We start from the raw sequence: 21,609 nt of genomic DNA on the forward strand, positions 1-21,609 counted from the left end.
GGCGTGGGGCCGGCGCAAGGCGGAACCCGTGAAAGGGCCTCCGCCGCGTGCCGGCCCTCGGCTTTTTTGAGGAAATGCAAATATGATGGTTCTGTATTCCGGCACAACTTGCCCGTTCTCCCAGCGTTGCCGGCTGGTGCTGTTCGAGAAGGGCATGGACTTCGAAATCCGCGACGTCGACCTGTTCAACAAGCCGGAAGACATTTCGGTGATGAACCCGTACGGTCAAGTGCCGATCCTGGTCGAGCGCGACCTGATCCTGTACGAATCGAACATCATCAACGAGTACATCGACGAGCGCTTCCCGCATCCGCAGCTGATGCCGGCTGACCCGGTGCAACGCGCACGTGCGCGCCTGTTCCTGCTCAACTTCGAGAAGGAGCTGTTCGTCCACGTCAGCACGCTCGAAAACGAGAAGGGCAAGGCAGCAGAGAAGAATCACGAGAAGGCACGCCTTGCGATCCGCGATCGCCTGACGCAGCTCGCGCCGATCTTCGTGAAGAACAAGTACATGCTCGGCGAAGAGTTCTCGATGCTCGACGTCGCGATCGCACCGCTGCTGTGGCGCCTGGATCACTACGGCATCGAGCTGTCGAAGAACGCCGCGCCGCTGATGAAGTACGCCGAACGGATCTTCAGCCGTCCGGCCTACATCGAAGCACTGACGCCGTCCGAAAAGGTCATGCGTCGTTGATGATGCAATGAAGGCAAGACGGAGCGGGTGGCGCGGCGTGCCGCGCGCCCGCTCCGGGTTCGAGGATTGTGATGCAAGAGATTTCAACGAAGCCTTATCTGCTGCGTGCGTTGTACGAGTGGTGCACCGATAACGGTTACACGCCGCACATCGCGGTGAGAGTCGACAACTCGACGCGCGTGCCGCGTCAGTTCGTGCGTGACGGCGAGATCGTGCTCAACATCAGCTTCGAGGCGACGAGCCAGTTGCAGATGGGCAACGAGTGGATCGAGTTCACGGCCCGGTTCTCCGGGAAGGCGCACAAGATCGAGATTCCGGTGGCCAACGTGCTCGCGATCTATGCGCGCGAGAACGGGCAGGGCATGGCGTTCCAGGTCGATGCGGTCGCGGGCGAGGGTGCGGATTCGGGTGCGTTCGACGAAGAAACGCCAACCGAAGACGTGCAGCGTGACGAGCCTGCGTCGCCGTTGACGCCGGTCGCCGACAGCGGCGCGAACGAGGAACCGTCCGAAGGTGCCGACGAACCGCCGAAAACTGACGGCGACGGCTCGAAAGGCGGCAGCAGACCTCGCCTCAAGATCGTGAAATGAGGTAGAATCTCGCGCTTACGCCGGCTTAGCTCATCTGGTAGAGCAGTTGATTTGTAATCATCAGGTGGCGGGTTCGAGTCCTGCAGCCGGCACCATATTTAGCAAGGGGTTACGCGATGTTTGCGTAGCCCCTTCGCGTTTCCAATACCCCCTCGGCATTTCCAATCTGCATTGGCGAACAGGCTTGTTCAGCTACGTGCTGTGTACGTAGCGTTTCTTCAAGCAAGGGTTCGTCTTGTCGCAAAGCAAGTCGGCGGGCCGGAATGAGTGCAAGCCCTCATGACGATCCCCTACGAGTAACACATGACGCAGCGCCGAGAAGATCGCGATCTGATTCCTCATGAAGTTGTCAGCGCAACGGTCGACGGGGCGACGCCCGTGCGCGCGTGGCGCGAATATCTCGGGCTGACGCAGGTCGAAGTCGCGACGCGACTCGGCATCAGCTAGTCCGCCTACGCTCAACAGGAGAGCAGCGAGAAGCTGCGCAAGTCGACGCGCGAGAAGATCGCTGCCGCGCTCGGCATCACGGACGCGCAGGTTGACGGCTGACGAGTGGTTGGCGCAGCAGAGAGCCGCCTGGGACTTCGGTGCTGGGCGGCTTTTTTCGCCTGTATCCATGCACGGGGTCGGCGGGTTCACGCGCCCTCAGAGCGGTCGGTCGCTGGTCCGCATCGCCCGGCCCCGGTGGGGCAGCGCGCAGCAGGCCCGTGGCGGGGCTGTGCGCGCGTGGCAGGGGCAGCCTTGGGGTCGGCTCGACCCTAGGGCGGGCTGATTCGGACCTGGCGCGCGCAGTTGTAGCCCCGCCCCACCTGCCCGCAAAAACGAGTGGTTTTTATGCACGTATGCACCGCTCGCTCAGGCCCGGCCAGCACGGGCGTCGCGGCGATGGGCGGGCTGATTCTTCTATGCAGTTTTATGCGTCTTGGTTATGCAGTCTCGGCGATTCTTAGCTTGTCCTGGACCCATCGGCCATAATCGATATCTCACGCGGCGCCGACTTCGTGCGGTAAGAGCCCGTCCCCCGAGTGCCAGCCGGCTGCGCGAGCGGCGAATGGGGATAGTCGGTTGTCGTGTGCGCTTTCGACAAGCGGCCGTGCGTGGCGCGATCAGGTCGCTGGGGCTGCGTCGATGTCAGCAAGGCAGCGAATCAATCGACCGGTCTCGCGGTCGAGATACGGACTGATGAGCAGAAGCATGTCGACGTCGTCGTCGAGTTCGCGCACATTTCGGTGCTGATACTCGTCGCCGTTTGGGCCGGCGTAGTGAATTGGGGTGTTGAGGCGAGCGAACTCGCGGCGCTTCGTTGCGGCGGTGTGAGCCAGGACACGATCGAGTAGGGTCATTGTTAATCCCATCAAAGCTAAACCATCGATCGTACCCGCGAAAAATCGCGGCCCTCGTCGCCGTTTTCCTAAGCGTTGTGCATGGGCCCTTCTACACTCAACTTGCCTTACTTGCGCCCCTTTCTCAGCATCGCAACGACGTCGGACGGCGTGATGCCAGTGGACGAGCCACTGCGGCGATGTTGGGACGCGTCCAGCACGTTGAGTCTGCTTTGATGGATCGAGGAGTCGTTTTTGGTCGCACGAACCATCTGCTTCACAAACAACGTATCGTAGATTGAACCTTTCGAGCGACCTGATCTTTGCGACATTTTCTTCTCCACGTGGTGACTTGACCTCTTGGAAGGTCAACCTGCATTATAGAAGTTCCAAAAACTGTTGGTCAGAAGACGATCGCCTGTCATAACGCGGAAGATGCTATTGGTAAGTTTTTCGCGGAGTAGTACATATCCGTCTCTGTCTTCGACATAAAATTGCATCTTGTTAAGTACGATGCGCCGAATAAGCTCGGCACACACACTTATTTCCCTGCAAACCAAGACGCCATTTGCGACGCCAGTTTCTAGGTTTGTTTGCAGGCCTAGTGGATGTGAGTCCTTCAGAACTGCGGCACGCTTATTGTAGTGCGCCTCCACAGCATCTCTGGCCCTTTGTCTCAGGGATTTCAAGGGCAATGATCGAGTTCCAGACAGGTGGCCCTTGATGTCATCATCTTCCCACGCTGCAGCCGGTTTATATATCTGAAGAAAATTCAGTAGAATTTGCTCCTCGCTTTTTTGGGGATTTATTGTTTTAAACGTCTTGTAGAGATAATTCCAAAATTTATCACTCATTTTTGGAATAAAGGCGATAACGGGTTTGCCTTGTGCGAGTGTAGATGCCAACTCCGAATCTTTCCCGAGAGTGTCTGATTCTTGCGCCAAATATACCGTACACCGAGCACGCTTCAACATTAGAGCCTCGGCGAGCCCTTTATCGATCCGGTCGTGGCAAAACGCTTGCGTTGGGTCAAAGAATCGTAACCTCAGGTCCGATATCGAGGGTTTATCAATAATGCGCGACAGGAATTCATTCACAAATACAAATTCGTGCCGGTCTCGCATGGACGTTGCTATATAGACATCCAGATGATCAGAGGTCAGGTAAACGTTATGGTTCCATTTTCCTTTTTCAACAACTCTGTCACGATGCTCTTTCCGTCGAGCGGCTTCAGGGTTGGTGGGGTCGTTTTTGAATTCACGTTCTATTGCTTCGCCGGATATGTATCCTAATAAATAGCAGTCGTCGCTTTTTATATCTCGCAAAGGAAGTAGTTGATTGTGCCTCAAGCTATATCGCTCGACTGGTTCCTCCATGCGAAACTCGTGAACCCAGAATATCAGGGCGTCGGGGTCTCGCGAAAGTACCTTGAATCCATACTTTACGTTGCCAAACAGCAGCAAAGAAAGCTCGCGGAAGGAATTGATTCCGCTGCGTAAATTATCGGCTGACGAGATTTCCGGGGGATTTTCCTGTTCCTCGAAGCTGGTTGACGGATCGCAAAGAAAATAAAAAAATGCGATATCCACGCGATCGTATCCAACGCTCAGCAACAGCTCATTGAATTGCGAATAGCCTAGCGTATGCCCATTCGTTATAGAAGTCGCCACGTCCTCTAGCAATTGCGCGCTTTCCGAAAGCGGTATCATCTGCCCCGTGAGCGCTTGAAGTAAGGCTTCTAATTCGGCTCTGTCCAGTGGTTTCGAGCCCTTCTTTTTTCCGTTGCGCGCCATCGGCTTTTCCCCCAAAGCTCATTATTTTCGCCGATCCTTTCCCGGCGGTCTCGTTAGTTCAGAAAGTATAGTGTGTAGTCTTAGCGTTGCAAGCGTTCATGCTCGCGCGAGATTTCACTAGGAGAAATAGCATGAGTGATCTGTGCGAAAGTCCACAACCGGACCGTCTGCTGCGCTTCGCAGAGGTTCACGCACGCATTGGCTTGTCCAAAAGTGAGATCTATCGCGGGATTGGCGCAGGAACATTTCCGGCTGGTGTCAAGCTAGACGCGCGGGCTGTGGCATGGCGCGAATCCGCCGTCGAGGATTGGATTCGTGCTCTCAGGTAGATTTCGGTTCGTACCAGTCGTGAGCTTCGAGGCGTTTCCAATCCGAACTCGGCCCTTGACAGATAAGGCCGAGAAGTGGGTGGAAGAGCATACTTTGGAAACGTGAAAATTAGCTAAAGCATTGAAATTATTGTAAATTCTTCCTGATTTGTAATCATCAGGTGGCGGGTTCGAGTCCTGCAGCCGGCACCATATTGAACGAAGGGCCGGGAGATCGATTCTCCCGGCCCTTCGTCTTTTCTGCGGGCGCTTTTCGGTCGAGCGGATTGTTGCCGTGCCGCAGGCCAACCCCGATCACATCTGCCTGAACAACCCCGCATACGCACGACTGACCGGCAGCATCTCCCGCTGCCCGTGCACGCGAATCCGCAGCCTGCCCAGCAAGTCGCGCTCGACGCGATCGATCGCTGCGTACGCAACGATCACGCCGCGATGCACCTGCGCGAACCGCTCCGGATCGAGCCGCTGCATCAGTTCCTTCAACGGCGTGCGAATCACGAGCCGCTCGCTGGCCGTGACGATTTCCGTGTATTTCTCCGATGCCTGGAAGTACAGCACGTCGTCGACCGACACGAGCCGCGTCGCGTCCTTCACGCCGACGGTCAGCCAGCGGATCGGCGCGGCATCTCGCGCTTGCGCTGCCAGCGCCAGCGCATCCGCATGCGCGACGGCCGGCCCGCCGCGCTGAAGCTTCGCGATGCAGCGCAGCAGCCGCTCGTCCGTCACCGGTTTCAGCAGGTAGTCGACTGCCGCGCGATCGAACGCATCGACCGCATATTCGTCGTAGGCCGTGACGAACACGACATGCACGTCCGGCGCGAGCGCAGCGAGCTTCAGCCCGTCGATGCCGGGCATCCGGATGTCGAGAAACGCAATGTCCGGGCGCGGCGACGCGTTCAGTGCGGCCAGCGTTTCGACGCCATTGCGCGGCATCGCGACGATCTCCAGTTCGGGCCAGACCTGCCGCAACCGCTGCGCGAGCGAGGCGGACAGGTTCGGTTCGTCGTCGGCGATGAGGGCGGTCGGCATGTCAGTCGATCGGAATCAGCAAGGTGGCGGTGACGCCATGCGCGGCATTGGCGTTCGTTTCGACGGCGACGCGGCCGCGCTCGCCGTGCAGTGCGCGGATACGCGCGGCAACGTTGGCGAGCCCGACGCCGCCGTGCAGGCTCGAGCCGCCCTGGCCGAGGCCGACGCCCGTGTCGATCACGTTCAATTCGAGCCTGTCGCCGCGCATCCTGCCGCGAATGACGATCACGCCGCCGTCGATCGACGGCTCGATCCCGTGCAGCAGCGCATTCTCGACGAGCGGTTGCAACAGCAGCGGCGAGAACGGCAGCGCGTGCAACTCCGCCGGCACGTCGATCGTATAGGACAGCCGCTCGCCGAGCCGGATCGACGCGATTTTCAGCAACGCGTCGACGAGGTCGAGTTCCTCGCCGAGCGTCGACGTCGCATCGCGCGTGCGCCGCAGGCTGGCGCGCAGATAGCGGTTCAGGCTGTCGAGCATCGTCGATGCACGGGCCGGATCGCGCTCGATCAGGCTTTGCACGTTCGCGAGCGTATTGAACAGGAAGTGCGGCTCGATCTGCGCCTGCAGCAGCGCAAGGCGTGCGGCCGTTTCGGCCTGGCGTGCTTCGGCGGCTTCGCGTCGCTCGGTTTCGAGCGTCGCGCGCATGCGCATCGACTGCAGGAACAGCGACACGCAGACGAACAGCACGGCCGACACGAGGAACGACGGACCGTAGTTGTCCCAGGTTCCGATGCGGGCGTGCCCGAACACGTGCGGCACGTTCCCGTTGACGATGAGCGCTGCGATCTCGAAGCCGGCGAACACGCTGACCGGTGCAATCACGACGGCCTTCAGCACGAGCCCCGGCTTGCGCGGCAGCAGCCGGTCGGCGGCGCGGCTGAGCAGCAGCGCGCAGAAACCGATCGTATTGGCGACGACGACGTAGGGCAGCAGCGGTTCGCCGACATGGACGACCCAGAAGCCCAGGCCGACGACCGAGTTGAAGCAGGCGAACGCGAGCAGCGCGACCGGATCGCGCAGCAGCCGCGGCGCGGCGCCGGCAGGCGGCGGGATCGGCGAAGGGTCGGAGGTGGCTCGCATGGTGTCGGATGAGTATGGGCGCGCGATACGCATGGCGTGACCTTAGCGCCGGATCGGCCGGCGGCACGCGCGTTGCGACGAACGGCGCGCGGCTTCGACGAAGCGCTTTGGCGGACGACGGACGGCCGGCTTCCGTCACGAGTGTAGTGGAACGGGGGGCGGAAGGACACCGGGCGGCGCCGGCTTCGCGTCGTGCCGGATGCGGCGCACGGCCATCGCCGCGATGTGCCACTCGTCCGCGAATTCCGGCCGCTCGTCGCAAGCCGTGCCGTATGGCGCAACCGCGCAGTACGGTGTCGCCGTGTCCACTCCGATCAGGCGACCTCGACCATGTCCGCGCTCCTTCACCTGAAGTCTTACGTGTACGTGATGTTCTGCGTGCTGCTCTATATCGGCATCAAGCGCTGTTTCCCGCGCGAGGTGCCGGCCGCGCGGCCGTTGATCTCGCCGGTCGCGTTCGGGATGCTCGGCATCGTCAGCCTGAACGGGCTTTTCCCGCATGCCGGCATCGACGCGAACGCGATTGCGCTCGCGGCCGTCCTGGGCGGCGCGTCGCTGGGCTGGCTGCACGCGAGCCGGTGGCGGCTCGCGTACCGTGCGGTACCGTCCGGCCTGCGCGTGCGCCTGCCGGGCGACGCGAGCCTGCTCGTCACGCTGATGCTGACCTTCGTCGCCGAAACCTGCATGCATTACGCGGTCGCCGCGCGCGCGCCGTGGGCGGCCACGAGCGGCTTCGTGATGCTGTCGTTCGCGGTATGGGGCGTGCTCGTCGGGATGACGCTCGGGCGTGCGGTGAACGTGGTCGTGCGCTGCATGCGTCACGCGAGCGGATCGGGGGACGGCGGCTTTCCGTATTCGGTCGACCCGCGATGACGCAGGCGAGCGCGATGCAGCCCGGCGTCGATCGGAGCCACATAGGATGACAACGGCGTATCGCGCACGTCGGTTTGCCCCTGTTTTGCTGTCACGGCCGCGTCACGAGGCGCCCCTAAGGTTGCACGTTCCCATCGCGGCGGCATCGCAGGATCGGGGCCGCGCGCAACCTGCTTTCGACGACGTGCCCGCGTCGCGGGCAAGGCAACCGGGATCTCGCTCCCGGCGGCGCAGCGGTCATGCATCGCGCCATTTCATTCGAAAACACGATCGACGCCGGTTCGAACCGGATCGCGGACGATCAGGAGACAGGGACCATGCTGAGCCCGCATGAATTCTCGATGCTGTTGCGCATTGCGCGTGCGCCGGACAGTGTCGATCAATCGAATCCGGCTTTCGCCGTGCTGGTCGAGAAGCGGCTGGTCGACGCGTCGCAGTCGCGCATGAATGCGGTGGCCGCGCGCCCGGCGCTGACGCCGATCGGCGAGATGCTGCTGGCGCGCTTCGACGAAGCGGCCTGAGGCGGCGCGTCACGCCTTCGTCGACACGAAGGGCGTGACGCGTCGTAACGGCAGACCGGGCCGCTTACTGCGCGACCGGCACCGTCACGTCGCTGCCGAACCAGTGCATCGAGATTTTCTTCAACGAGCCGTCCTTGCGCAGCGAATCGAGCGCATCGTTGATCGCCTTCTCGAACTTCGGGTTGCCCTTGCGGAACGGGATCGCCATTTCCTGCTTGCCGCCGTTCAGCACCGCACCGGCGCGCAGCGGCAGGTTCGACGTCTTGATCATGTACGGCAGCATCAGGCGGTCGTCGAGCGTCGCCTCGATCCGGCCCGCGGCGAGGTCGCGCAGCTTCTCCGGCGCGCCCGGATACGTCTGCACCTCGATGCCCGGCACGGTGCGCGCCATCTGGTCGTAGTTGGTGCCGAGCGTCACGCCGAGCTTCTTGCCCTTGAAGTCGTCGAGCGACTTGAAGTTGCGCGTGTCGTCCTTGCGCTGGATCAGCTGCGCGGCCGAGTACGTGTACGGCTCGCTGAAGTCGAGCGCTTCCTTGCGCTGCGGCGTGATCGTGACCTGGTTGACGATCACGTCGAACTTGCCGGCCTGCAAGCCGGCGATGATGCCGCTCCATTCGGTCGGGATGAACTGCGTCTTCACGCCGAGCTTGCCGGCGACCGCATTCGCGACGTCGACGTCGAAACCCTCGAGCTGGCCGGACGTGCCGCGCGAGTTGAACGGCGGATACGTGCCTTCGAGGCCGACGCGCAGCACGCCGGCTTTTTTCACGGAATCGAGCAGGTCGTCCGCGTGCGCGGCGACGGCCGTGAAGCCGAGGGCCGACGCGAGCAGCAGGCCCGACAGCAGGAACTTCGAACGTTTCATCGCAGATCTCCAGTGTTCAGTGTCGTCGTGATGAGCGCCGGGTATCGGTCGAACCCCGGGGGTGGCCGGAATACGGGCACGTAGACACTACTCGCAACCGCGCTGCGCCGAAAGTCGAATTGGCCCTGATTGCAATCGATTTCACCGGAAACCGGTGACGTGCCGGCGCATGCGGAATAATCTGATGAAAGCCGTCCACCGGGCGGCGTCGAAGCCGTCAGGCCAGGAGCAGACCGCCATGGATTTCAGGTTTTTCGCCGACGTCGCGACCTACGCGTTCGAGGACGGCGTGCACGTCGTCGGTCTCGCGGATCGCGATCCGCCGGCGAACTACGTGATTCTGCAGCGTGGAACCGAAGACGACGAACAGGACCAGGCGCTCGGCCTCGACACGTACTACATGGAAGTGTGCGAGAACGGTGTCGCGGGCTATGGCGGTGTCGAATCCGTATCGCTGCGCGGCGAAATGCTGAATATCGAGCTGGCGCCGGATGCGGGATGGGCGCAAGGGCTGGGGCTGGTCACGATCGTGGTGCGCGCGACCGGCGACCTGGAGCGCGTGAAGCAGGGGCTGGCGGCGGTTTTCGCGGGGACTCCGGCGAGGCTGCGCATCGACTGACGTGTGCCGGGAGGCGGGCGGGCGAGGAATTGGCATAATCACGGCCTGCCGCGGAAGTCTCGCGGCCGATGCAACGCAATCAATCCGGATACCACCGCAATACCCATGTCGCTCGATTCCACGACCGCAGTGCCGCTGCACCATATTCTCGAACGCCCCGGCGATTTCTCCGGGTGGCTTTACCTGCCGCCGATGCCGTGGACGCTCGATACGGAGGGCGCATTCTCCGACGACACCGACGGCGACGCAGACGCCGCGGTGCCCGCCATCGCCCGGCAACCCGGCTGGCGGGTCACGCTGGGCGGCGCGACGATCGAGGACATCGTGATCAACGCGCATGACCAGATCGACGAGCCGAGCATGGCCCAGCTGTTCGATGCGTTCGTGTTCTACATCGAAAACGACGCATTCATTCTGTTCTGACGCGATGCCGGCCGCTCGCCGGCGGCATGCCATGTTCAATCGAGAGGGGGCGATGCACGACGTGAATCTGACACCGCTCGCCGAAGCGTTGCGCGATCGCGATTTCGACGAGATCCACGTCTATGCCGGCCATTCCGACGATGGGCCGGTCCACGAGGCGCTTCCGGCTTGCGAGGTCGAGCCGGGCGTTTACGCGCTGCTGGCGTCGCCGGGCCTGACGCTGAATCTCGCACGGGGTGACGTCATTCGCATCGACGACCCCGATCGCCCGGCGGCCGTACTCCGGCGCGGCGGAAACTACTGTATCCAGATCTACGGCGACGTGATTCCGGCCCATGAAATCGACCGGCTCGAACGTGAGGTCGGGAGCGCGCTGGGCGGAGCGCTCGATGGCCGCCACGGCGGTTCGCTGGCGCTATCCGTGCCGGCGAGGGTGGGCGGCGAGCGGATTCGTGCCGTGTTCGACGGCTTTACCGCACGCACCGGGATCGCGTGGTACTACGCGAACATCTACCGGAATTTCGAAGATCCGGACGATGAAACGCTGCTCGACTGGTGGCGCGAATGCGAACCACGAAAGTGATCGAGGAAACCACCGTCGGCAGCCGTTCGCACGTGACCGAAGCGCCATGTGACGACACCGCGCAAGTGATCGCGGCCGTCAAAAGACTGAATGGCATCGATCGCTCGACACTCGTTTTCGATGCGAGCGACGCAACGGTCATGACGATCGGCGGCGGCAACGACGGCCGGTATGTCGTCTTCATCGCATCGGAGATCGATGCCGTCCTGCTGAACCTGGCAACGCCGGAAGCGCCGGCCGACGAAACGATCGAACTCGTCACGGGTGGCCAGCGAGGCGGCTATCCGGCGCAGCAGTGCGTCGATCGCGCGACGGCGACGCAGGCTGCCGTCTATTTCGTGTCGACCGGCGGAGCCGATCCACGGCTATGCTGGCAAACCGGTTGACTCGCCGCATGACAGGAAGGGAAATGAACATGGCAGACGATCCCGCGACGCTGCGTGCGCAACAGGAAGCCATTTGCGCGCGATATGGCCTGCATGCCGTCGAGCCTGAAGACCGGGTCGCTGTCGCGATATCGACGCTCGGGCGCATGCCTGTCTACGGCACGCGCATCTCGCTGTCCGAGGGCGAGAACGTCAGCTGGTTCTTCCATTGCGGCGAATACGCCGACGCCGTCGATTTTTATCAACCGCTGCATGCCGCGCATCTGTCGACTTACCTGCCGTTGGTTCTGCCGTATCTGCGGTTGCCGGCCGGTACGCGTTTCATCATCGACGATGCGGGTTATGAAGACGTCTGGATCGAGTGACGTATTGAAACGTGCGCCAATAAAAAAGGACCGCCCGGCGGTCCTTTTTCCATGAAGCAGCGTTAGAACGACGCGCGCTTCTTACGGCAGCGAAATCGTCAGATTGGCCGATTCCGGCCCGACCTTGATGACCTGCGAATAAGGGGCAAGCGCCTGCAGCGTCTTGTCCTTCAGGTACGTGTTGAGCCCGAGAAAACCGAGCAGCGCAACCAGCGCGAACACGGTCCCGATCGCCCAGACCGGCACCTCGCGCTTCAACCGGTGCGCGATCTGATCCGGCAGCGGCCAGTGGGGCGCGAACGGCGCGCGCTTGCCCTTCATGTGCGCGATCTCGTCGCCGAGCCGGGCCGTCAGATACGCGAGCTTCTCCGGCCCTTCGAGCAGATACTTGCCCTGGAACCCGAGCAGCAGGCACATGTGAAACACCTCGAGCGACTGCAGCCGCGCCGCGCCTTGCGCACGCCCCTCCTCGAGATACTGGTAGAACTTCTCGCCCGCGAGCTGCTCGCCGAACAGCACGAGCTGCAGCGGCCGGCGTTCCCATTCGGTCCGGATCTTGAACTGCGACGACAGCACCATTTCGTCGATGGCCGCGCAAAACGCGAACTTCGCGCTGTAGACATCCTCGGCGGCGATATTCAGCTTCTTCGCGCCGCGTTCGAAATCCGACAGGAATTCCTGGATCCGCGTGCTGAATTCGCTGGCGCTGTCCGGCTCCCGCCCGTTCTTGAGCAGGAACAGCATGAAGAAACCGTCGTACAGCAGGTCGAGCAGCGAGCGGGCCTGGAACGCGGAGTCCGTCGACGCCGGGGTATGCAGGGGGGGCGGCGCGTTGTCGCCGAACAGGGAAGGCGCGTAGCTCATGATGTGACCGCGATCAGTTCGAACTTCAGGTCATTGATGCCAGTCGGCGCGTAGATCATCGCGGACTGGGCCTGCAGCATGCGCTCGTACAGCGGGCTGCGCGAATCGAGCGCGAAGTAGCACGCGCCGGGCCGCACGGGAATCGCGGGCGGTACCTGCGGCGTGTACGACAGCCGCACGCCGGGCATGGCCGACAGCACGAGCTTGTCGACGTCGTCGGGCGCGCCGACCTTGAAGCGGGCCGGCACCGCATCGACGAGCTCGACGCTCGGCATGTCTGCCGACACGGCCAGGTAGAACTCGGTCTTGTCGTCGATCTTGCCGGAATCGAGGCGGCCGAGGTGGAACGACGGACGCACCTCGTCGAGCGTGATCGCGAAGTAGCGCGTCGAGATCACGGTGTCGAGCAGTTCGCGCAGCATCAGGTCGAGACGCGCAAAGCTCGGGCCCGGATCGTCGTGGCGGTACACGGGCAGGTCGGCGAGCGCATAACCCTTCGAGAAGGTCATCAACTGGCCGGCAAGGCGCAGCAGTTCCTGGAACAGCCGCTCCGGATGCAGCGCGGCGTGCTGGTGCAGGTGCGCGAGCGTCGCGAACGCGGCATTCGCGGTGTGCAGCAGCCAGAACGACGCGATGTCGCCCGAGCGGAACTCGATGATGTTCTTCGACGGCTCGCGGTGGAAGCCGTACAGCGCGTTCACCTTCGCCTGCAGTGCGTCGATCAGCTGGCGCAGCCGCTGGTGCAGGATCGGCGATGCGTCGATCGCGAGGCACGGCGGCACGAAGCTGTCGTCGATCTCGAAACCGGACGTCGCGGTGCGGCGCACGCGCACGAGCGGTACCGACAGCAACTGGTCGCGCGGTTCGCTGTGCGCGATCAGCTTGACCTGCGTCTTCAGGAACGTGATGTCGGCTTCGGCGGCGTCGGTGAAGTTGTCGGCGACGCTCGTCTGCTCGCTGGCGAAACGCGTCATGAAGCCGGCGGCCGGATCGTCGCTGTAGTTGGTGCCGTTCTCGCGCAGCGGGTGCAGCGCGAGATAGAACACGAATTCGTTGATGCCCTCGGGCAACGTGTCCAGCGCGATCGGCGGCGGCAGGTCGTCGGCCTGCGGCGCGGCATACAGTGCGCCGTCCGGGAACACGAGCGCGAGTTCGGCGACCCGCAGCACGTTGCTGCCGAGCGCGTCGCGGTCGATGCGCACCGAGCGCACGCCCCAGTTGTACGGCTGGATCGCCTGGATGGACTCGAACAGGCGCGCCTCGTGGTACGCGTCCTGCCGCTGAAAGTGTTGAGGCCGGAGGAACAGCCCTTCCCCCCACAGCACCTTGGCCGAATAACTCATGTCAAATCCGGTTAATGTCGCGTTGCGATGTAATCGATTTGTTCGTGCCCGAATTAAATCGCCAATTGTTAACTCTTGTTAATTGACATTCGTGCGTCATGTTTAACCGCAGGACACCGAAGAAAGCAAATTCAGCGGTTGCGAAGGCGCACCCTGTTGCGGTGCGATGACCGTGCCGTCGGTGACCGTCATCGCGCAATTATGCAGGCCGATGATTATGCCGGATTTCTCCGACTTCACCGGATCGAACGTCAGTTTCCATCGTTGCAGTGCGGGATCGCGGAACAGCGCGACGATCCCGAATGCCTGCGCTTCGCGCGAAACCTTCTCGGTTGCGGTATAGCGCTGGCCGGGAATCAGCGTGATTTCACGCACATTCAGCAGGTCGGCGCCGAGTGCGGCCTTTTCTTTGGCCGGATCGGTAAAAGCGTCGAACGGCGCCTGCTGGAACGAGGTCGGGTCTTTCAGCGCATAGAGCCGGACAACGAGCGCGAGCGGCTTGTTGTCGGTCGCGGCATTCAGGTTCGGCGCGGCGGCCAGCGTGAGCCCGAGATTGCGCGGCGGCTTCTGCGCGTCCGGCAACTCGGGCTTGCCGATGCCGGCCGCGGACATCACGGCGCTCGCGGCCGAGCCGAGCAGCGGAGCGGCCGCGCATCCGGCCAGAAGGGCGCACGCAACCAGCGGCAGCGCGTAGCGAATCATGGACGATCTCATCGTGTTTCCGGCGTGCCGCCTTTATCCCTGTCAAAACTGCCGGGTATTCCGCGTTCGCTGCGTATCCCCGACTTTGCACTGTTCAACTATTAAGCACGCCTGCTTCGTGGCAGGCGTCCGGAAATTTTTTCCGCCGTCCGGGCGGGGCGTCGTGCGATCAGTAAAACTTGCGCATTCCAGCCGTGAGAAAAACCGCTGCGAGCCTGTAGCGAGAGGCCATTCGAGGGGGTAGCGCACGGATTTAAAAGGAATTACTCTTCACACGACGATTGAATTATGAAAAATTGATCGGTACTATACCCGCGCGCTTCTAGCAAAGCAAAAGAACCAGATTCTCAACGATTTAAAACTCACGCGCCGGTGGATATAACGATGAAAGACCGTCTCTTCGCAAAACTGTCTGGGGTAGTGGTGGCTTGCGGCGTGATCGCCGGCTGTGCGAGCCAGCCTCCCGCGCCGCCGACTGCGGAAGTCTTCAACAAGTCGCTGGCCGATGCAGACGCAGTCGCGAAGGCGGGTGACCAGGACAAGGCCCTCGGCCTGTATCAGCAACTCGCGAAGTCGGATCCGACGCGCGAGGAACCGTGGTCGCGCATCGCGCAAATCCAGTTCGCACAGAACCACTACGGCCAGGCGATCGTGGCCGCCCAGGAAGCGCTGCAGCGCGACGCGACCGATCGTCAGGCGAAGAGCGTGCTGGCCGTTGCCGGCCTGCGGATCGCGACGCAGTCGCTTGGCGAACTGCGCCAGGATTCGTCGCTCGCGGGCGACGCGAAGTCCGATGCACAGGCGCTCGCGAAGCAGTTGCGCGACACGCTGGGCGAATCGGCGCTGTTCCCGCCGGAAACGAAGGTGCAGCCGAAGAAGTACACCCGCCGTCCGGTGCATCGTCCGAAGGTCGCGGCAGGGGCCGCGGCAGCCGAGGCGGCCGCAACCACCACGCCGACGCCGCCCGCGGCGCAAAAGGGCGGCGCTGATCCGTTCGGGGCACTGCGCAACTGACCGCACCTGACCCGCAACTGACGCGATAACCACAACTAACCTGGGAGCCGTCGAGATGGCCAAGAAAGAAAGCATTCAGAAAAGCTTGCAGAAAATACGGCCGCCGCGCGTCCAGCTGACCTACGAGGTCGAGAAGGGCGATGCGATCGAGGTGAAGGAACTGCCGTTCGTCGTCGGGGTCGTTGGCGACCTGGCGGGCCAGTCCGAAATCGAGCAGCCGAAGCTGCGCGACCGCAAGTTCGTCAACATCGACCGCGACAACTTCGACGACGTGATGAAGGCGATCGAGCCGCGTGCCGCGTTCCAGGTGGAAAACCGCCTGAGCCCGGAAGGCGGCAAGTTCGCCGTCGACCTGAAGTTCCGCTCGCTGTCGGATTTCAGCCCGGACGAAGTCGTCGAACAGGTCGAGCCGCTGCGCCGCCTGCTCGAGGCGCGCTCGAAGCTCGCCGACCTGCGCAACAAGCTCGCCGGCAACGACAAGCTCGAGGATCTGCTGTCCGAGGTGCTGAAGAACACGCAGCAGCTGCAGGAGCTCGCGAAGGGCACGGGCAGCGACCAAGACGGCGAATGACGACGGAGTATTGAGATGAACCAGCAAACGGCTGCGGCCCAAGCGAGCGGCGCGGAATACGCCGCCGGGACCTCGCTGCTCGACGACATCGTCGAGAAGAGCAAGGTCGCGAAATCCGATTCCGAGCATGCGCGTGCGAAGGACCTGATCGGCGAACTCGTGCACCAGGTGCTCGACGGCACGGTGATCGTGTCGGACAACCTGTCGGCCACGATCGATGCGCGCGTCGCGGAACTCGACCGCCTGATCTCCACGCAGCTTTCCGCCGTGATGCACGCGCCGGAATTCCAGCGCCTCGAGAGCACGTGGCGCGGGATGGACTATCTGGTCAAGGAAAGCAATACGGGCCAGACGATCAAGATCAAGGCGCTGCACGCACCGAAGCGCGACCTCGTGCGCGATTTCAAGGGTGCGAGCGAGTTCGACCAGAGCGCGCTGTTCAAGAAGGTCTATGAAGAAGAATTCGGCACGTTCGGCGGCTCGCCGTTCGGTGCGCTGATCGGCGATTACGAGATCTCGCGCCAGCCGGAAGACATGTACTTCATCGAGCAGATGTCGCACGTCGCGGCGGCCGCGCATGCGCCGTTCATCGCATCGGCGTCGCCGGAGCTGCTCGGCCTCGAGTCGTTCTCCGACCTCGGCAAGCCGCGCGACCTCGGCAAGGTGTTCGATACCGTCGAATATGCGAAGTGGAAGTCGTTCCGCGACGCCGAAGATTCGCGCTACGTCGGCCTGACGCTGCCGCGCTTCCTCGGCCGCCTGCCGTTCAATCCGAAGGACGGCCAGACCGCGGAGAACTTCAATTTCGTCGAGGACGTCGACGGCACCGACCACGACAAGTACCTGTGGTGCAACGCGTCGTGGGCATTCGCGGCACGCCTGACGGCCGCGTTCGACGACTTCGGCTGGTGCGCGGCGATCCGCGGCGTCGAAGGCGGCGGCCTGGTCGAAGACCTGCCGACCCACACGTTCAAGACCGACGACGGTGAAGTCGCGCTGAAGTGCCCGACCGAAATCGCGATCACCGATCGCCGCGAGAAGGAGCTGAGCGACCTCGGCTTCATCCCGCTCGTCCATTGCAAGAATTCAGATTACGCCGCGTTCTTCGCTGCGCAGTCGGTGCAGAAACCCAAAAAATACAGCACCGACAGCGCGAATGCGAACGCCGTCCTGTCCGCCCAGCTTCAGTACATCTTCTCGGTATCGCGCGTGGCGCACTACCTGAAGGCGATGATGCGGGACAAGATCGGCAGCTTCGCATCGGCGCAGAACGTGGAGACTTTCCTCAACCGGTGGATTTCGCAATACGTCCTGCTCGACGACAACGCCTCGCAGGAACAGAAAGCGCAATTCCCGCTGCGTGAGGCATCCATACAAGTGTCGGAGATTCCGGGCAAGCCGGGCTCGTATCGTTCGGTCGCGTTCCTGCGCCCGCACTTTCAGCTCGACGAACTCTCGATTTCTCTGCGACTTGTCGCTGATCTGCCCAAACCGGCAAATTCATAAGCGAGTAAATCGCCCGGGCGGGCCGCCTGGGTAGGACGTTAAAACCACCTCTTTGGGGAGTCGAAGGGCCATGTTACATATGCACTTGCAGTTTGGTAGTCCGGCGGTGAAGGGCGAATCCGCGGACAAAGACCATCAGGGCTGGATCGAACTGAAATCGTGGGATCACTCGATCGTTCAGCCGCGTTCGGCAACCGCATCGACCGCTGGCGGTCACACGATGACGCGTTGCGAACACGGCGACATGATCTTCACGAAGGAAATCGATTCGTCGAGCCCGCTGCTGTACCAGCACGCTTCGGGCGGTACCACGTTCGATGAAGTGACGGTCCATTTCTCGCGCGCAGACGGTGAAGGCAAGCGCGTGCAGTATCTGGAAGTCAAGCTCAAGTACGTGATCATCTCGAGCATCGCCCCGAGCGTTCGCGAGGAAGGTCTGCCGCTCGAGACGTTCTCGCTGAAGTACGCAGCCGTGCAGTGGAAGCAAACCCAGCAGAAGATCGGCGGCAACCAGGGCGGTAACACGCAAGGCGCCTGGAGCCTGACGAAGAACGACAAGACCTACGCGGTCTAAGGTCGGTTGCGGCAACGGGGCGCGTTGCGTCCCGTTGCCGTTTTCGCTGTGCACACCGGCCGATGAAACGATTCGAACCCAGTTTTCTCGACAAGCTGTTCGACGACGAACCGCATCTGCCGGCCTCGGCAGCGATGCGGCAATTGTCGCTGGACGAGCTCAAGAACACGGTCGCCCGCGACGTCGAGGCGATCCTCAACACCCGTATCGCGCACACCGAGAACGAACTGGCGACGCTGCCCGAATGCCAGAAATCGGTGCTGACCTACGGGCTGAACGATTTCGCAGGGCTGAGCCTCGCGAGTCACTACGACCGCGCGTTCATCTGCAAGTCGATCCAGCAGGCCATCGCGCGCCACGAGCCGCGCCTGCAGCAGGTGCAGGTGACGTTCGAGCTGAACGAGCAGGCCACCAACGCGCTCTATTTCGCGATCCAGGCGCTGCTCGTCGTGCACCCGGCCGAGGAGCCGGTGAGTTTCGACGCGATGCTGCAGCCGTCGACGCTGCAGTATTCGGTCACGCGCGCACGCGCCGCGAGAATGCAGTAAATCAAGCCGCCGAGCGGGCCGGACCGCCCGGTGGTAGATCAGGTCCGGCAGGAAATATTGAGGTTCGGGGTCGTCGATGGAAGAATTGCTGCCGTATTACGAGCGCGAATTATCGTTTTTGCGGCGCTATTCGCGAGATTTCGCCGAACGCTATCCGAAAATCGCGGCACGGCTCGCGCTGTCGGGCGAGCATTGCGAGGATCCGCACGTCGAGCGGATGATCGAGTCGTTCGCGCTGCTCGGCGCGCGCATCAACAAGAAGCTCGACGACGACTATCCCGAATTCACGGAAGCGCTGCTGGAAGTGCTGTATCCGCACTACCTGCGGCCGTTCCCGTCGTGCTCGATCGCGCAGTTCACGCCGGCGTCGCCCGGCCAGCAGACCGAACCGGTCGTGATCGACCGCGGCACCGAGCTGAAGAGCCGCCCGATCCGCGGCGTGCAGTGCCGGTTCCGCACCGCCTACGACGTGACGCTCGCGCCGATCCGCATCTCGGAAGCCCGCTACACGCCGGTCGCGCTCGCGCCGAGCGCGACGGTGCTGCCGTCGAACGCGACGGGCGTGATCTCGATCACGTTCGAATCGCTGGCCGCGCAGCTCGATCTCGGCGCGCTGAAGCTGTCGACGCTGCGCGCGCACCTGCATGGCGAGCAGTCGTTCGTCGCCGCGCTGACCGATTGCCTGTTCGTCAACGTGCTCGGCGCGTATGTCGAGCCCGAGCGCAACGGCCGCTGGACCGCGCTGCGCAAGCTGCCGATCGCGCAGGCCGGCTTCAGCGAGGACGACGCGCTGATCGACTATCCGGCGAAATCGCATCCCGCATACCGCCTGCTCACCGAATATTTCGCGTTCCCCGACAAGTTCGATTTCGTCGATTTCGACCTCGCGGCGATCGCGCGCGCGTCGGGCCGCTGCCAGCGTGCGACGCTGCATCTCGTGCTGCAGGACGTGCGCAACGATTCGCACGTCGCGCGCCTGCTCGAGCTGCTGACGGCGAGCCATTTCCGGCTGTTCTGCACGCCGATCGTCAACCTGTTCCGCCAGCACGGCGAGCCGATTCGCATCACGCACCGTGCGGTGTCCTATCCGGTGATCGCCGAGGCGCGCCGCGCGTTCGCGTACGAGGTGTACTCGATCGACTCGGTGAAGCTCGTCCGGCAGCAGGCGCATGAGGAATCGGTGATCGAGTTCCGGCCGTTCTATTCGCTGCATCACGGCGAAGCGGCGCGGATCGGCCACTACTGGTTCGCGCGGCGCAACGACTGGGTCGCGCAGAAGAGCCCCGGCTACGAAACCGAGATCTCGATCGTCGACATCGATTTCGAGCCGACGTCGCCGCAAACCGACACGCTGAGCCTCGACCTCACCTGTACGAACCGCGACCTGCCGGCGATGCTGGCATTCGGCCTCGAAGGCGGCGACCTGTTCCAGGAGGGCGGGGCGCAGACGAGCGGCATTTCGCTGCTGCGCCGCCCGACGCAGAGCGTGCGCTTCGAGCGCGGCCGCGCCGCGCACTGGCGGCTCGTGTCGCATCTCGCGCTCAACCACGTGTCGCTCGTCGCGCATGGCCTCGCACCGCTGAAGGAAATGCTGACGCTGTATGACCTGCGCCGCACGGCCGTGTCGATGCGCCAGATCGACGGCCTCGCCGGCGTCGAGCAGCGCGGCGCCGTGCAATGGCTGCCCGGCAAGCCGTTCGCGACCTTCGTGCGCGGCATCGAGATCCGGCTGACGATCGACGAGGAGCATTTCGTTGGCGCGAGCCTCGCATCATTCGTGCGCGTGCTCGACAGCTTCTTCGGGCTGTACGTCCACCTCAACAGTTTCGTTCAACTAGTCGTCGTGTCGAAGCGCACCGGCGAGGAGATCATCCGATGCAAGCCCCGGACCGGCGAATCGATCCTGGCGTAGTCGACGCGCTGCTCGACGAGCCGCACCGCTTCGAGTTCTTCCAGGCGGTGCGCGTGCTCGAAGGGCTATTCGCGCGGCAGGCGTCGGATGCGCCCGGCGCGTGGCGGCAGGGCGACGTCGTCGCGCAGCGCATCGAATTCCGCAACACGCTGTCGCTCGGCTTTCCGCCGAGCGAGATCGAGGGCGCGCGTTCGTTCGACGATGACGGCACGCTGCTCGATTCGGGCGAGCAGCGCGGCGCCGCGCTCGCGGCCGGCGAACTCGGCCACGTCGAGCTGACGCCCGCGTTCTTCGGGCTGCTCGGCGGGCAGGGCGCGCTGCCGCTGCACTACACCGAGCAGATCGTCGCGCGCGAGCACCTGCGGCGCGACCACGCGGCTCGCGCGTTCTTCGACGTGTTCTCGAACCGCGCGACCGCGCTGTTCTATGCGGCGTGGAAGAAATACCGGCTGCCGTTCCATTACGAGCTCGACCGCGACGAGCGCTACCTGCCGCTGCTGCTCGCGATCGCGGGCGTGCCGAGCGACGAAGTGCGCGACAGCCTCGCGGCCGGCGTGGGCGGCGTGCTTGACGAAGCCGTGGCCGGCTATGCGCTGGCCGCGCGGCACCGGCCGATGTCGGCCGCGTACCTGCAACGCACGCTGTCCGATTACTTCCGCGTACCGGTGAAGATCGACCAGTTCGTCGGCAAGTGGTACGACGTGCCGCCCGATCAGTTGAGCGTGCTAGGCGAAGTCAACGCGGTGCTCGGCGCAACGGCGCTCGTCGGCGAGCGCGTGTGGCAGCGCGACATGCGCGCGCGGCTCGTCGTCGGCCCGCTGTCCAAGCGCGACTACGAGGCATTCCTGCCCGGCGGCGCGCAGGCCGTCGCGCTCGAGCGGATGCTGACGCTGCTCGCCGGCGTGACGCTCGAGTACGAGGTGAAGCTCGTGCTGAAGCGCACCGAGGTCGGCGCGAGCGTGCTCGGCGCGGGCTCGCGGCTCGGCTGGGACGCGTTCCTCTGCACGCGCGACACGGTCGAGGACCGCTCGGACGCCCGCTACGAGCTGCACGTGATTCACTGATTCCGAACGACAACAAACACGCAATCGAACCTGAG

At 63.1% G+C, this 21,609-nt stretch carries 25 protein-coding genes, 1 tRNA gene and 1 pseudogene; 19 read left to right on the top strand and 8 right to left on the bottom strand.

Annotated elements, in window-relative coordinates:
- The first annotated feature begins 82 nt into the window (after positions 1 to 82).
- The 4 genes and pseudogenes from OHZ10_RS02065 (at position 83) to OHZ10_RS02080 (ending at position 1,833) form a co-directional block, all read left to right on the top strand.
- Positions 83 to 694 (top strand): glutathione S-transferase N-terminal domain-containing protein, encoded by a 612-nt coding sequence (locus OHZ10_RS02065; RefSeq protein WP_006400565.1) that lies wholly within the window; start codon positions 83 to 85, stop codon positions 692 to 694.
- A 71-nt stretch (positions 695 to 765) separates the two neighbouring features.
- Positions 766 to 1,284, top strand: a complete 519-nt coding sequence (locus OHZ10_RS02070) for a ClpXP protease specificity-enhancing factor (protein ID WP_059236485.1) — start codon at positions 766 to 768, stop codon at positions 1,282 to 1,284.
- A 19-nt stretch (positions 1,285 to 1,303) separates the two neighbouring features.
- Positions 1,304 to 1,379: transfer RNA gene (locus OHZ10_RS02075), tRNA-Thr, on the top strand.
- Positions 1,380 to 1,587: 208 nt separating this feature from the next.
- Positions 1,588 to 1,833, top strand: a pseudogene (locus OHZ10_RS02080) (helix-turn-helix domain-containing protein).
- A gap of 557 nt (positions 1,834 to 2,390) precedes the next feature.
- Here OHZ10_RS02080 and OHZ10_RS02085 read toward each other — a convergent pair.
- Entirely contained in the window at positions 2,391 to 2,627 is a 237-nt protein-coding gene (locus OHZ10_RS02085) for a hypothetical protein (RefSeq protein WP_342703478.1), read from the bottom strand.
- A 347-nt stretch (positions 2,628 to 2,974) separates the two neighbouring features.
- Positions 2,975 to 4,399 (bottom strand): hypothetical protein, encoded by a 1,425-nt coding sequence (locus OHZ10_RS02090; protein ID WP_342703479.1) that lies wholly within the window; start codon positions 4,397 to 4,399, stop codon positions 2,975 to 2,977.
- A 131-nt stretch (positions 4,400 to 4,530) separates the two neighbouring features.
- Between OHZ10_RS02090 and OHZ10_RS02095 the strand changes: the two genes are divergently transcribed.
- On the top strand, positions 4,531 to 4,728 hold the full coding sequence (locus tag OHZ10_RS02095) for a helix-turn-helix transcriptional regulator (protein ID WP_342703481.1): 198 nt from the start codon (positions 4,531 to 4,533) through the stop codon (positions 4,726 to 4,728).
- A gap of 294 nt (positions 4,729 to 5,022) precedes the next feature.
- Here the strand turns inward: OHZ10_RS02095 and OHZ10_RS02100 are convergent, their stop codons facing one another.
- A complete protein-coding gene (locus OHZ10_RS02100) occupies positions 5,023 to 5,757 on the bottom strand; it encodes a LytTR family DNA-binding domain-containing protein (protein WP_342703483.1) in 735 nt (244 codons plus the stop codon).
- Between the two features lies 1 nt (position 5,758).
- The gene (locus OHZ10_RS02105; protein ID WP_342703485.1) at positions 5,759 to 6,841 is read right to left on the bottom strand and encodes a sensor histidine kinase; all 1,083 of its coding nucleotides are present in this window, start codon (positions 6,839 to 6,841) and stop codon (positions 5,759 to 5,761) included.
- Positions 6,842 to 7,171: 330 nt separating this feature from the next.
- Here OHZ10_RS02105 and OHZ10_RS02110 point away from each other — a divergent pair, with 330 nt between their 5' ends.
- Together OHZ10_RS02110 and OHZ10_RS02115 are read left to right on the top strand one after the other, a co-directional pair.
- Positions 7,172 to 7,714 carry a hypothetical protein gene (locus OHZ10_RS02110; protein WP_059236934.1) on the top strand — a complete coding sequence of 181 codons (543 nt, stop codon included), beginning with the start codon at positions 7,172 to 7,174 and terminating at the stop codon, positions 7,712 to 7,714.
- Between the two features lie 317 nt (positions 7,715 to 8,031).
- On the top strand, positions 8,032 to 8,235 hold the full coding sequence (locus OHZ10_RS02115) for a hypothetical protein (protein WP_059236932.1): 204 nt from the start codon (positions 8,032 to 8,034) through the stop codon (positions 8,233 to 8,235).
- Positions 8,236 to 8,299: 64 nt separating this feature from the next.
- Here the strand turns inward: OHZ10_RS02115 and OHZ10_RS02120 are convergent, their stop codons facing one another.
- Positions 8,300 to 9,100 carry a transporter substrate-binding domain-containing protein gene (locus OHZ10_RS02120; RefSeq protein ID WP_059236476.1) on the bottom strand — a complete coding sequence of 267 codons (801 nt, stop codon included), beginning with the start codon at positions 9,098 to 9,100 and terminating at the stop codon, positions 8,300 to 8,302.
- A gap of 238 nt (positions 9,101 to 9,338) precedes the next feature.
- Between OHZ10_RS02120 and OHZ10_RS02125 the strand changes: the two genes are divergently transcribed.
- The 5 genes from OHZ10_RS02125 (at position 9,339) to OHZ10_RS02145 (ending at position 11,476) form a co-directional block, all read left to right on the top strand.
- Positions 9,339 to 9,719, top strand: coding sequence for an Imm10 family immunity protein (locus OHZ10_RS02125; protein WP_342703489.1), 381 nt, complete (start codon positions 9,339 to 9,341; stop codon positions 9,717 to 9,719).
- A gap of 105 nt (positions 9,720 to 9,824) precedes the next feature.
- Positions 9,825 to 10,142: a DUF7716 domain-containing protein gene (locus tag OHZ10_RS02130; RefSeq protein WP_342703491.1), complete on the top strand. Its 318-nt coding sequence runs from the start codon at positions 9,825 to 9,827 to the stop codon at positions 10,140 to 10,142.
- A gap of 52 nt (positions 10,143 to 10,194) precedes the next feature.
- The gene (locus OHZ10_RS02135; protein ID WP_342703493.1) at positions 10,195 to 10,725 is read left to right on the top strand and encodes a DUF4265 domain-containing protein; all 531 of its coding nucleotides are present in this window, start codon (positions 10,195 to 10,197) and stop codon (positions 10,723 to 10,725) included.
- Positions 10,707 to 11,111 (top strand): Imm1 family immunity protein, encoded by a 405-nt coding sequence (locus OHZ10_RS02140; protein ID WP_342703494.1) that lies wholly within the window; start codon positions 10,707 to 10,709, stop codon positions 11,109 to 11,111. Before OHZ10_RS02135 ends, OHZ10_RS02140 begins: the two co-directional genes overlap by 19 nt.
- A complete protein-coding gene (locus OHZ10_RS02145; RefSeq protein WP_233464301.1) occupies positions 11,093 to 11,476 on the top strand; it encodes an immunity protein Imm33 domain-containing protein in 384 nt (127 codons plus the stop codon). The genes OHZ10_RS02140 and OHZ10_RS02145 overlap by 19 nt, the downstream gene beginning before the upstream one ends.
- 81 nt (positions 11,477 to 11,557) lie before the next feature.
- Here the strand turns inward: OHZ10_RS02145 and icmH are convergent, their stop codons facing one another.
- The 3 genes from icmH to tssJ all read right to left on the bottom strand — a co-directional run bounded on the left by icmH (position 11,558) and on the right by tssJ (position 14,397).
- Entirely contained in the window at positions 11,558 to 12,340 is a 783-nt protein-coding gene (icmH, locus tag OHZ10_RS02150) for a type IVB secretion system protein IcmH/DotU (protein WP_059236467.1), read from the bottom strand.
- Complete coding sequence (gene tssK / locus OHZ10_RS02155) at positions 12,337 to 13,683, bottom strand: type VI secretion system baseplate subunit TssK (protein WP_059236465.1); 1,347 nt, start codon at positions 13,681 to 13,683, stop codon at positions 12,337 to 12,339. Before tssK ends, icmH begins: the two co-directional genes overlap by 4 nt.
- A gap of 102 nt (positions 13,684 to 13,785) precedes the next feature.
- Positions 13,786 to 14,397, bottom strand: a complete 612-nt coding sequence (gene tssJ / locus OHZ10_RS02160) for a type VI secretion system lipoprotein TssJ (protein ID WP_059236462.1) — start codon at positions 14,395 to 14,397, stop codon at positions 13,786 to 13,788.
- Positions 14,398 to 14,769: 372 nt separating this feature from the next.
- Here tssJ and OHZ10_RS02165 point away from each other — a divergent pair, with 372 nt between their 5' ends.
- The 7 genes from OHZ10_RS02165 to tssG all read left to right on the top strand — a co-directional run bounded on the left by OHZ10_RS02165 (position 14,770) and on the right by tssG (position 21,574).
- Positions 14,770 to 15,399 (top strand): tetratricopeptide repeat protein, encoded by a 630-nt coding sequence (locus tag OHZ10_RS02165; RefSeq protein WP_059236460.1) that lies wholly within the window; start codon positions 14,770 to 14,772, stop codon positions 15,397 to 15,399.
- A gap of 55 nt (positions 15,400 to 15,454) precedes the next feature.
- Positions 15,455 to 15,970 (top strand): type VI secretion system contractile sheath small subunit, encoded by a 516-nt coding sequence (gene tssB / locus OHZ10_RS02170; RefSeq protein ID WP_342703497.1) that lies wholly within the window; start codon positions 15,455 to 15,457, stop codon positions 15,968 to 15,970.
- A 15-nt stretch (positions 15,971 to 15,985) separates the two neighbouring features.
- The gene (gene tssC / locus OHZ10_RS02175) at positions 15,986 to 17,476 is read left to right on the top strand and encodes a type VI secretion system contractile sheath large subunit (protein WP_059236457.1); all 1,491 of its coding nucleotides are present in this window, start codon (positions 15,986 to 15,988) and stop codon (positions 17,474 to 17,476) included.
- 70 nt (positions 17,477 to 17,546) lie between these two features.
- The gene (locus tag OHZ10_RS02180) at positions 17,547 to 18,050 is read left to right on the top strand and encodes an Hcp family type VI secretion system effector (protein WP_006477093.1); all 504 of its coding nucleotides are present in this window, start codon (positions 17,547 to 17,549) and stop codon (positions 18,048 to 18,050) included.
- Between the two features lie 62 nt (positions 18,051 to 18,112).
- Positions 18,113 to 18,598 (top strand): type VI secretion system baseplate subunit TssE, encoded by a 486-nt coding sequence (gene tssE / locus OHZ10_RS02185; protein WP_021161818.1) that lies wholly within the window; start codon positions 18,113 to 18,115, stop codon positions 18,596 to 18,598.
- A 76-nt stretch (positions 18,599 to 18,674) separates the two neighbouring features.
- A complete protein-coding gene (gene tssF / locus OHZ10_RS02190) occupies positions 18,675 to 20,510 on the top strand; it encodes a type VI secretion system baseplate subunit TssF (RefSeq protein ID WP_059236455.1) in 1,836 nt (611 codons plus the stop codon).
- Positions 20,474 to 21,574, top strand: coding sequence for a type VI secretion system baseplate subunit TssG (tssG, locus tag OHZ10_RS02195; protein ID WP_174993773.1), 1,101 nt, complete (start codon positions 20,474 to 20,476; stop codon positions 21,572 to 21,574). The genes tssF and tssG overlap by 37 nt, the downstream gene beginning before the upstream one ends.
- Positions 21,575 to 21,609: the final 35 nt, after the last annotated feature.

Source organism: Burkholderia arboris, assembly GCF_038723655.1.
GTDB classification, from domain to species: Bacteria; Pseudomonadota; Gammaproteobacteria; order Burkholderiales; family Burkholderiaceae; genus Burkholderia; species Burkholderia arboris.

Bases quoted from the DNA above. Each gene is read 5' to 3' on its own strand.
- OHZ10_RS02090 (WP_342703479.1), bottom strand. From the start codon at position 4,399: ATGGCGCGCAACGGAAAAAAGAAGGGCTCGAAACCACTGGACAGAGCC.
- OHZ10_RS02110 (WP_059236934.1), top strand. From the start codon at position 7,172: ATGTCCGCGCTCCTTCACCTGAAGTCTTACGTGTACGTGATGTTCTGC.
- OHZ10_RS02180 (WP_006477093.1), top strand. From the start codon at position 17,547: ATGTTACATATGCACTTGCAGTTTGGTAGTCCGGCGGTGAAGGGCGAA.
- OHZ10_RS02125 (WP_342703489.1), top strand. From the start codon at position 9,339: ATGGATTTCAGGTTTTTCGCCGACGTCGCGACCTACGCGTTCGAGGAC.
- tssK (WP_059236465.1), bottom strand. From the start codon at position 13,683: ATGAGTTATTCGGCCAAGGTGCTGTGGGGGGAAGGGCTGTTCCTCCGG.
- OHZ10_RS02065 (WP_006400565.1), top strand. From the start codon at position 83: ATGATGGTTCTGTATTCCGGCACAACTTGCCCGTTCTCCCAGCGTTGC.
- OHZ10_RS02145 (WP_233464301.1), top strand. From the start codon at position 11,093: ATGCTGGCAAACCGGTTGACTCGCCGCATGACAGGAAGGGAAATGAAC.
- tssF (WP_059236455.1), top strand. From the start codon at position 18,675: ATGGAAGAATTGCTGCCGTATTACGAGCGCGAATTATCGTTTTTGCGG.
- OHZ10_RS02135 (WP_342703493.1), top strand. From the start codon at position 10,195: ATGCACGACGTGAATCTGACACCGCTCGCCGAAGCGTTGCGCGATCGC.
- OHZ10_RS02165 (WP_059236460.1), top strand. From the start codon at position 14,770: ATGAAAGACCGTCTCTTCGCAAAACTGTCTGGGGTAGTGGTGGCTTGC.
- OHZ10_RS02070 (WP_059236485.1), top strand. From the start codon at position 766: ATGCAAGAGATTTCAACGAAGCCTTATCTGCTGCGTGCGTTGTACGAG.
- OHZ10_RS02115 (WP_059236932.1), top strand. From the start codon at position 8,032: ATGCTGAGCCCGCATGAATTCTCGATGCTGTTGCGCATTGCGCGTGCG.
- tssC (WP_059236457.1), top strand. From the start codon at position 15,986: ATGAACCAGCAAACGGCTGCGGCCCAAGCGAGCGGCGCGGAATACGCC.
- tssG (WP_174993773.1), top strand. From the start codon at position 20,474: ATGCAAGCCCCGGACCGGCGAATCGATCCTGGCGTAGTCGACGCGCTG.
- tssE (WP_021161818.1), top strand. From the start codon at position 18,113: ATGAAACGATTCGAACCCAGTTTTCTCGACAAGCTGTTCGACGACGAA.
- OHZ10_RS02140 (WP_342703494.1), top strand. From the start codon at position 10,707: ATGCGAACCACGAAAGTGATCGAGGAAACCACCGTCGGCAGCCGTTCG.
- OHZ10_RS02095 (WP_342703481.1), top strand. From the start codon at position 4,531: ATGAGTGATCTGTGCGAAAGTCCACAACCGGACCGTCTGCTGCGCTTC.
- OHZ10_RS02120 (WP_059236476.1), bottom strand. From the start codon at position 9,100: ATGAAACGTTCGAAGTTCCTGCTGTCGGGCCTGCTGCTCGCGTCGGCC.
- OHZ10_RS02100 (WP_342703483.1), bottom strand. From the start codon at position 5,757: ATGCCGACCGCCCTCATCGCCGACGACGAACCGAACCTGTCCGCCTCG.
- OHZ10_RS02085 (WP_342703478.1), bottom strand. From the start codon at position 2,627: ATGACCCTACTCGATCGTGTCCTGGCTCACACCGCCGCAACGAAGCGC.
- OHZ10_RS02105 (WP_342703485.1), bottom strand. From the start codon at position 6,841: ATGCGAGCCACCTCCGACCCTTCGCCGATCCCGCCGCCTGCCGGCGCC.
- OHZ10_RS02130 (WP_342703491.1), top strand. From the start codon at position 9,825: ATGTCGCTCGATTCCACGACCGCAGTGCCGCTGCACCATATTCTCGAA.
- tssJ (WP_059236462.1), bottom strand. From the start codon at position 14,397: ATGAGATCGTCCATGATTCGCTACGCGCTGCCGCTGGTTGCGTGCGCC.
- icmH (WP_059236467.1), bottom strand. From the start codon at position 12,340: ATGAGCTACGCGCCTTCCCTGTTCGGCGACAACGCGCCGCCCCCCCTG.
- tssB (WP_342703497.1), top strand. From the start codon at position 15,455: ATGGCCAAGAAAGAAAGCATTCAGAAAAGCTTGCAGAAAATACGGCCG.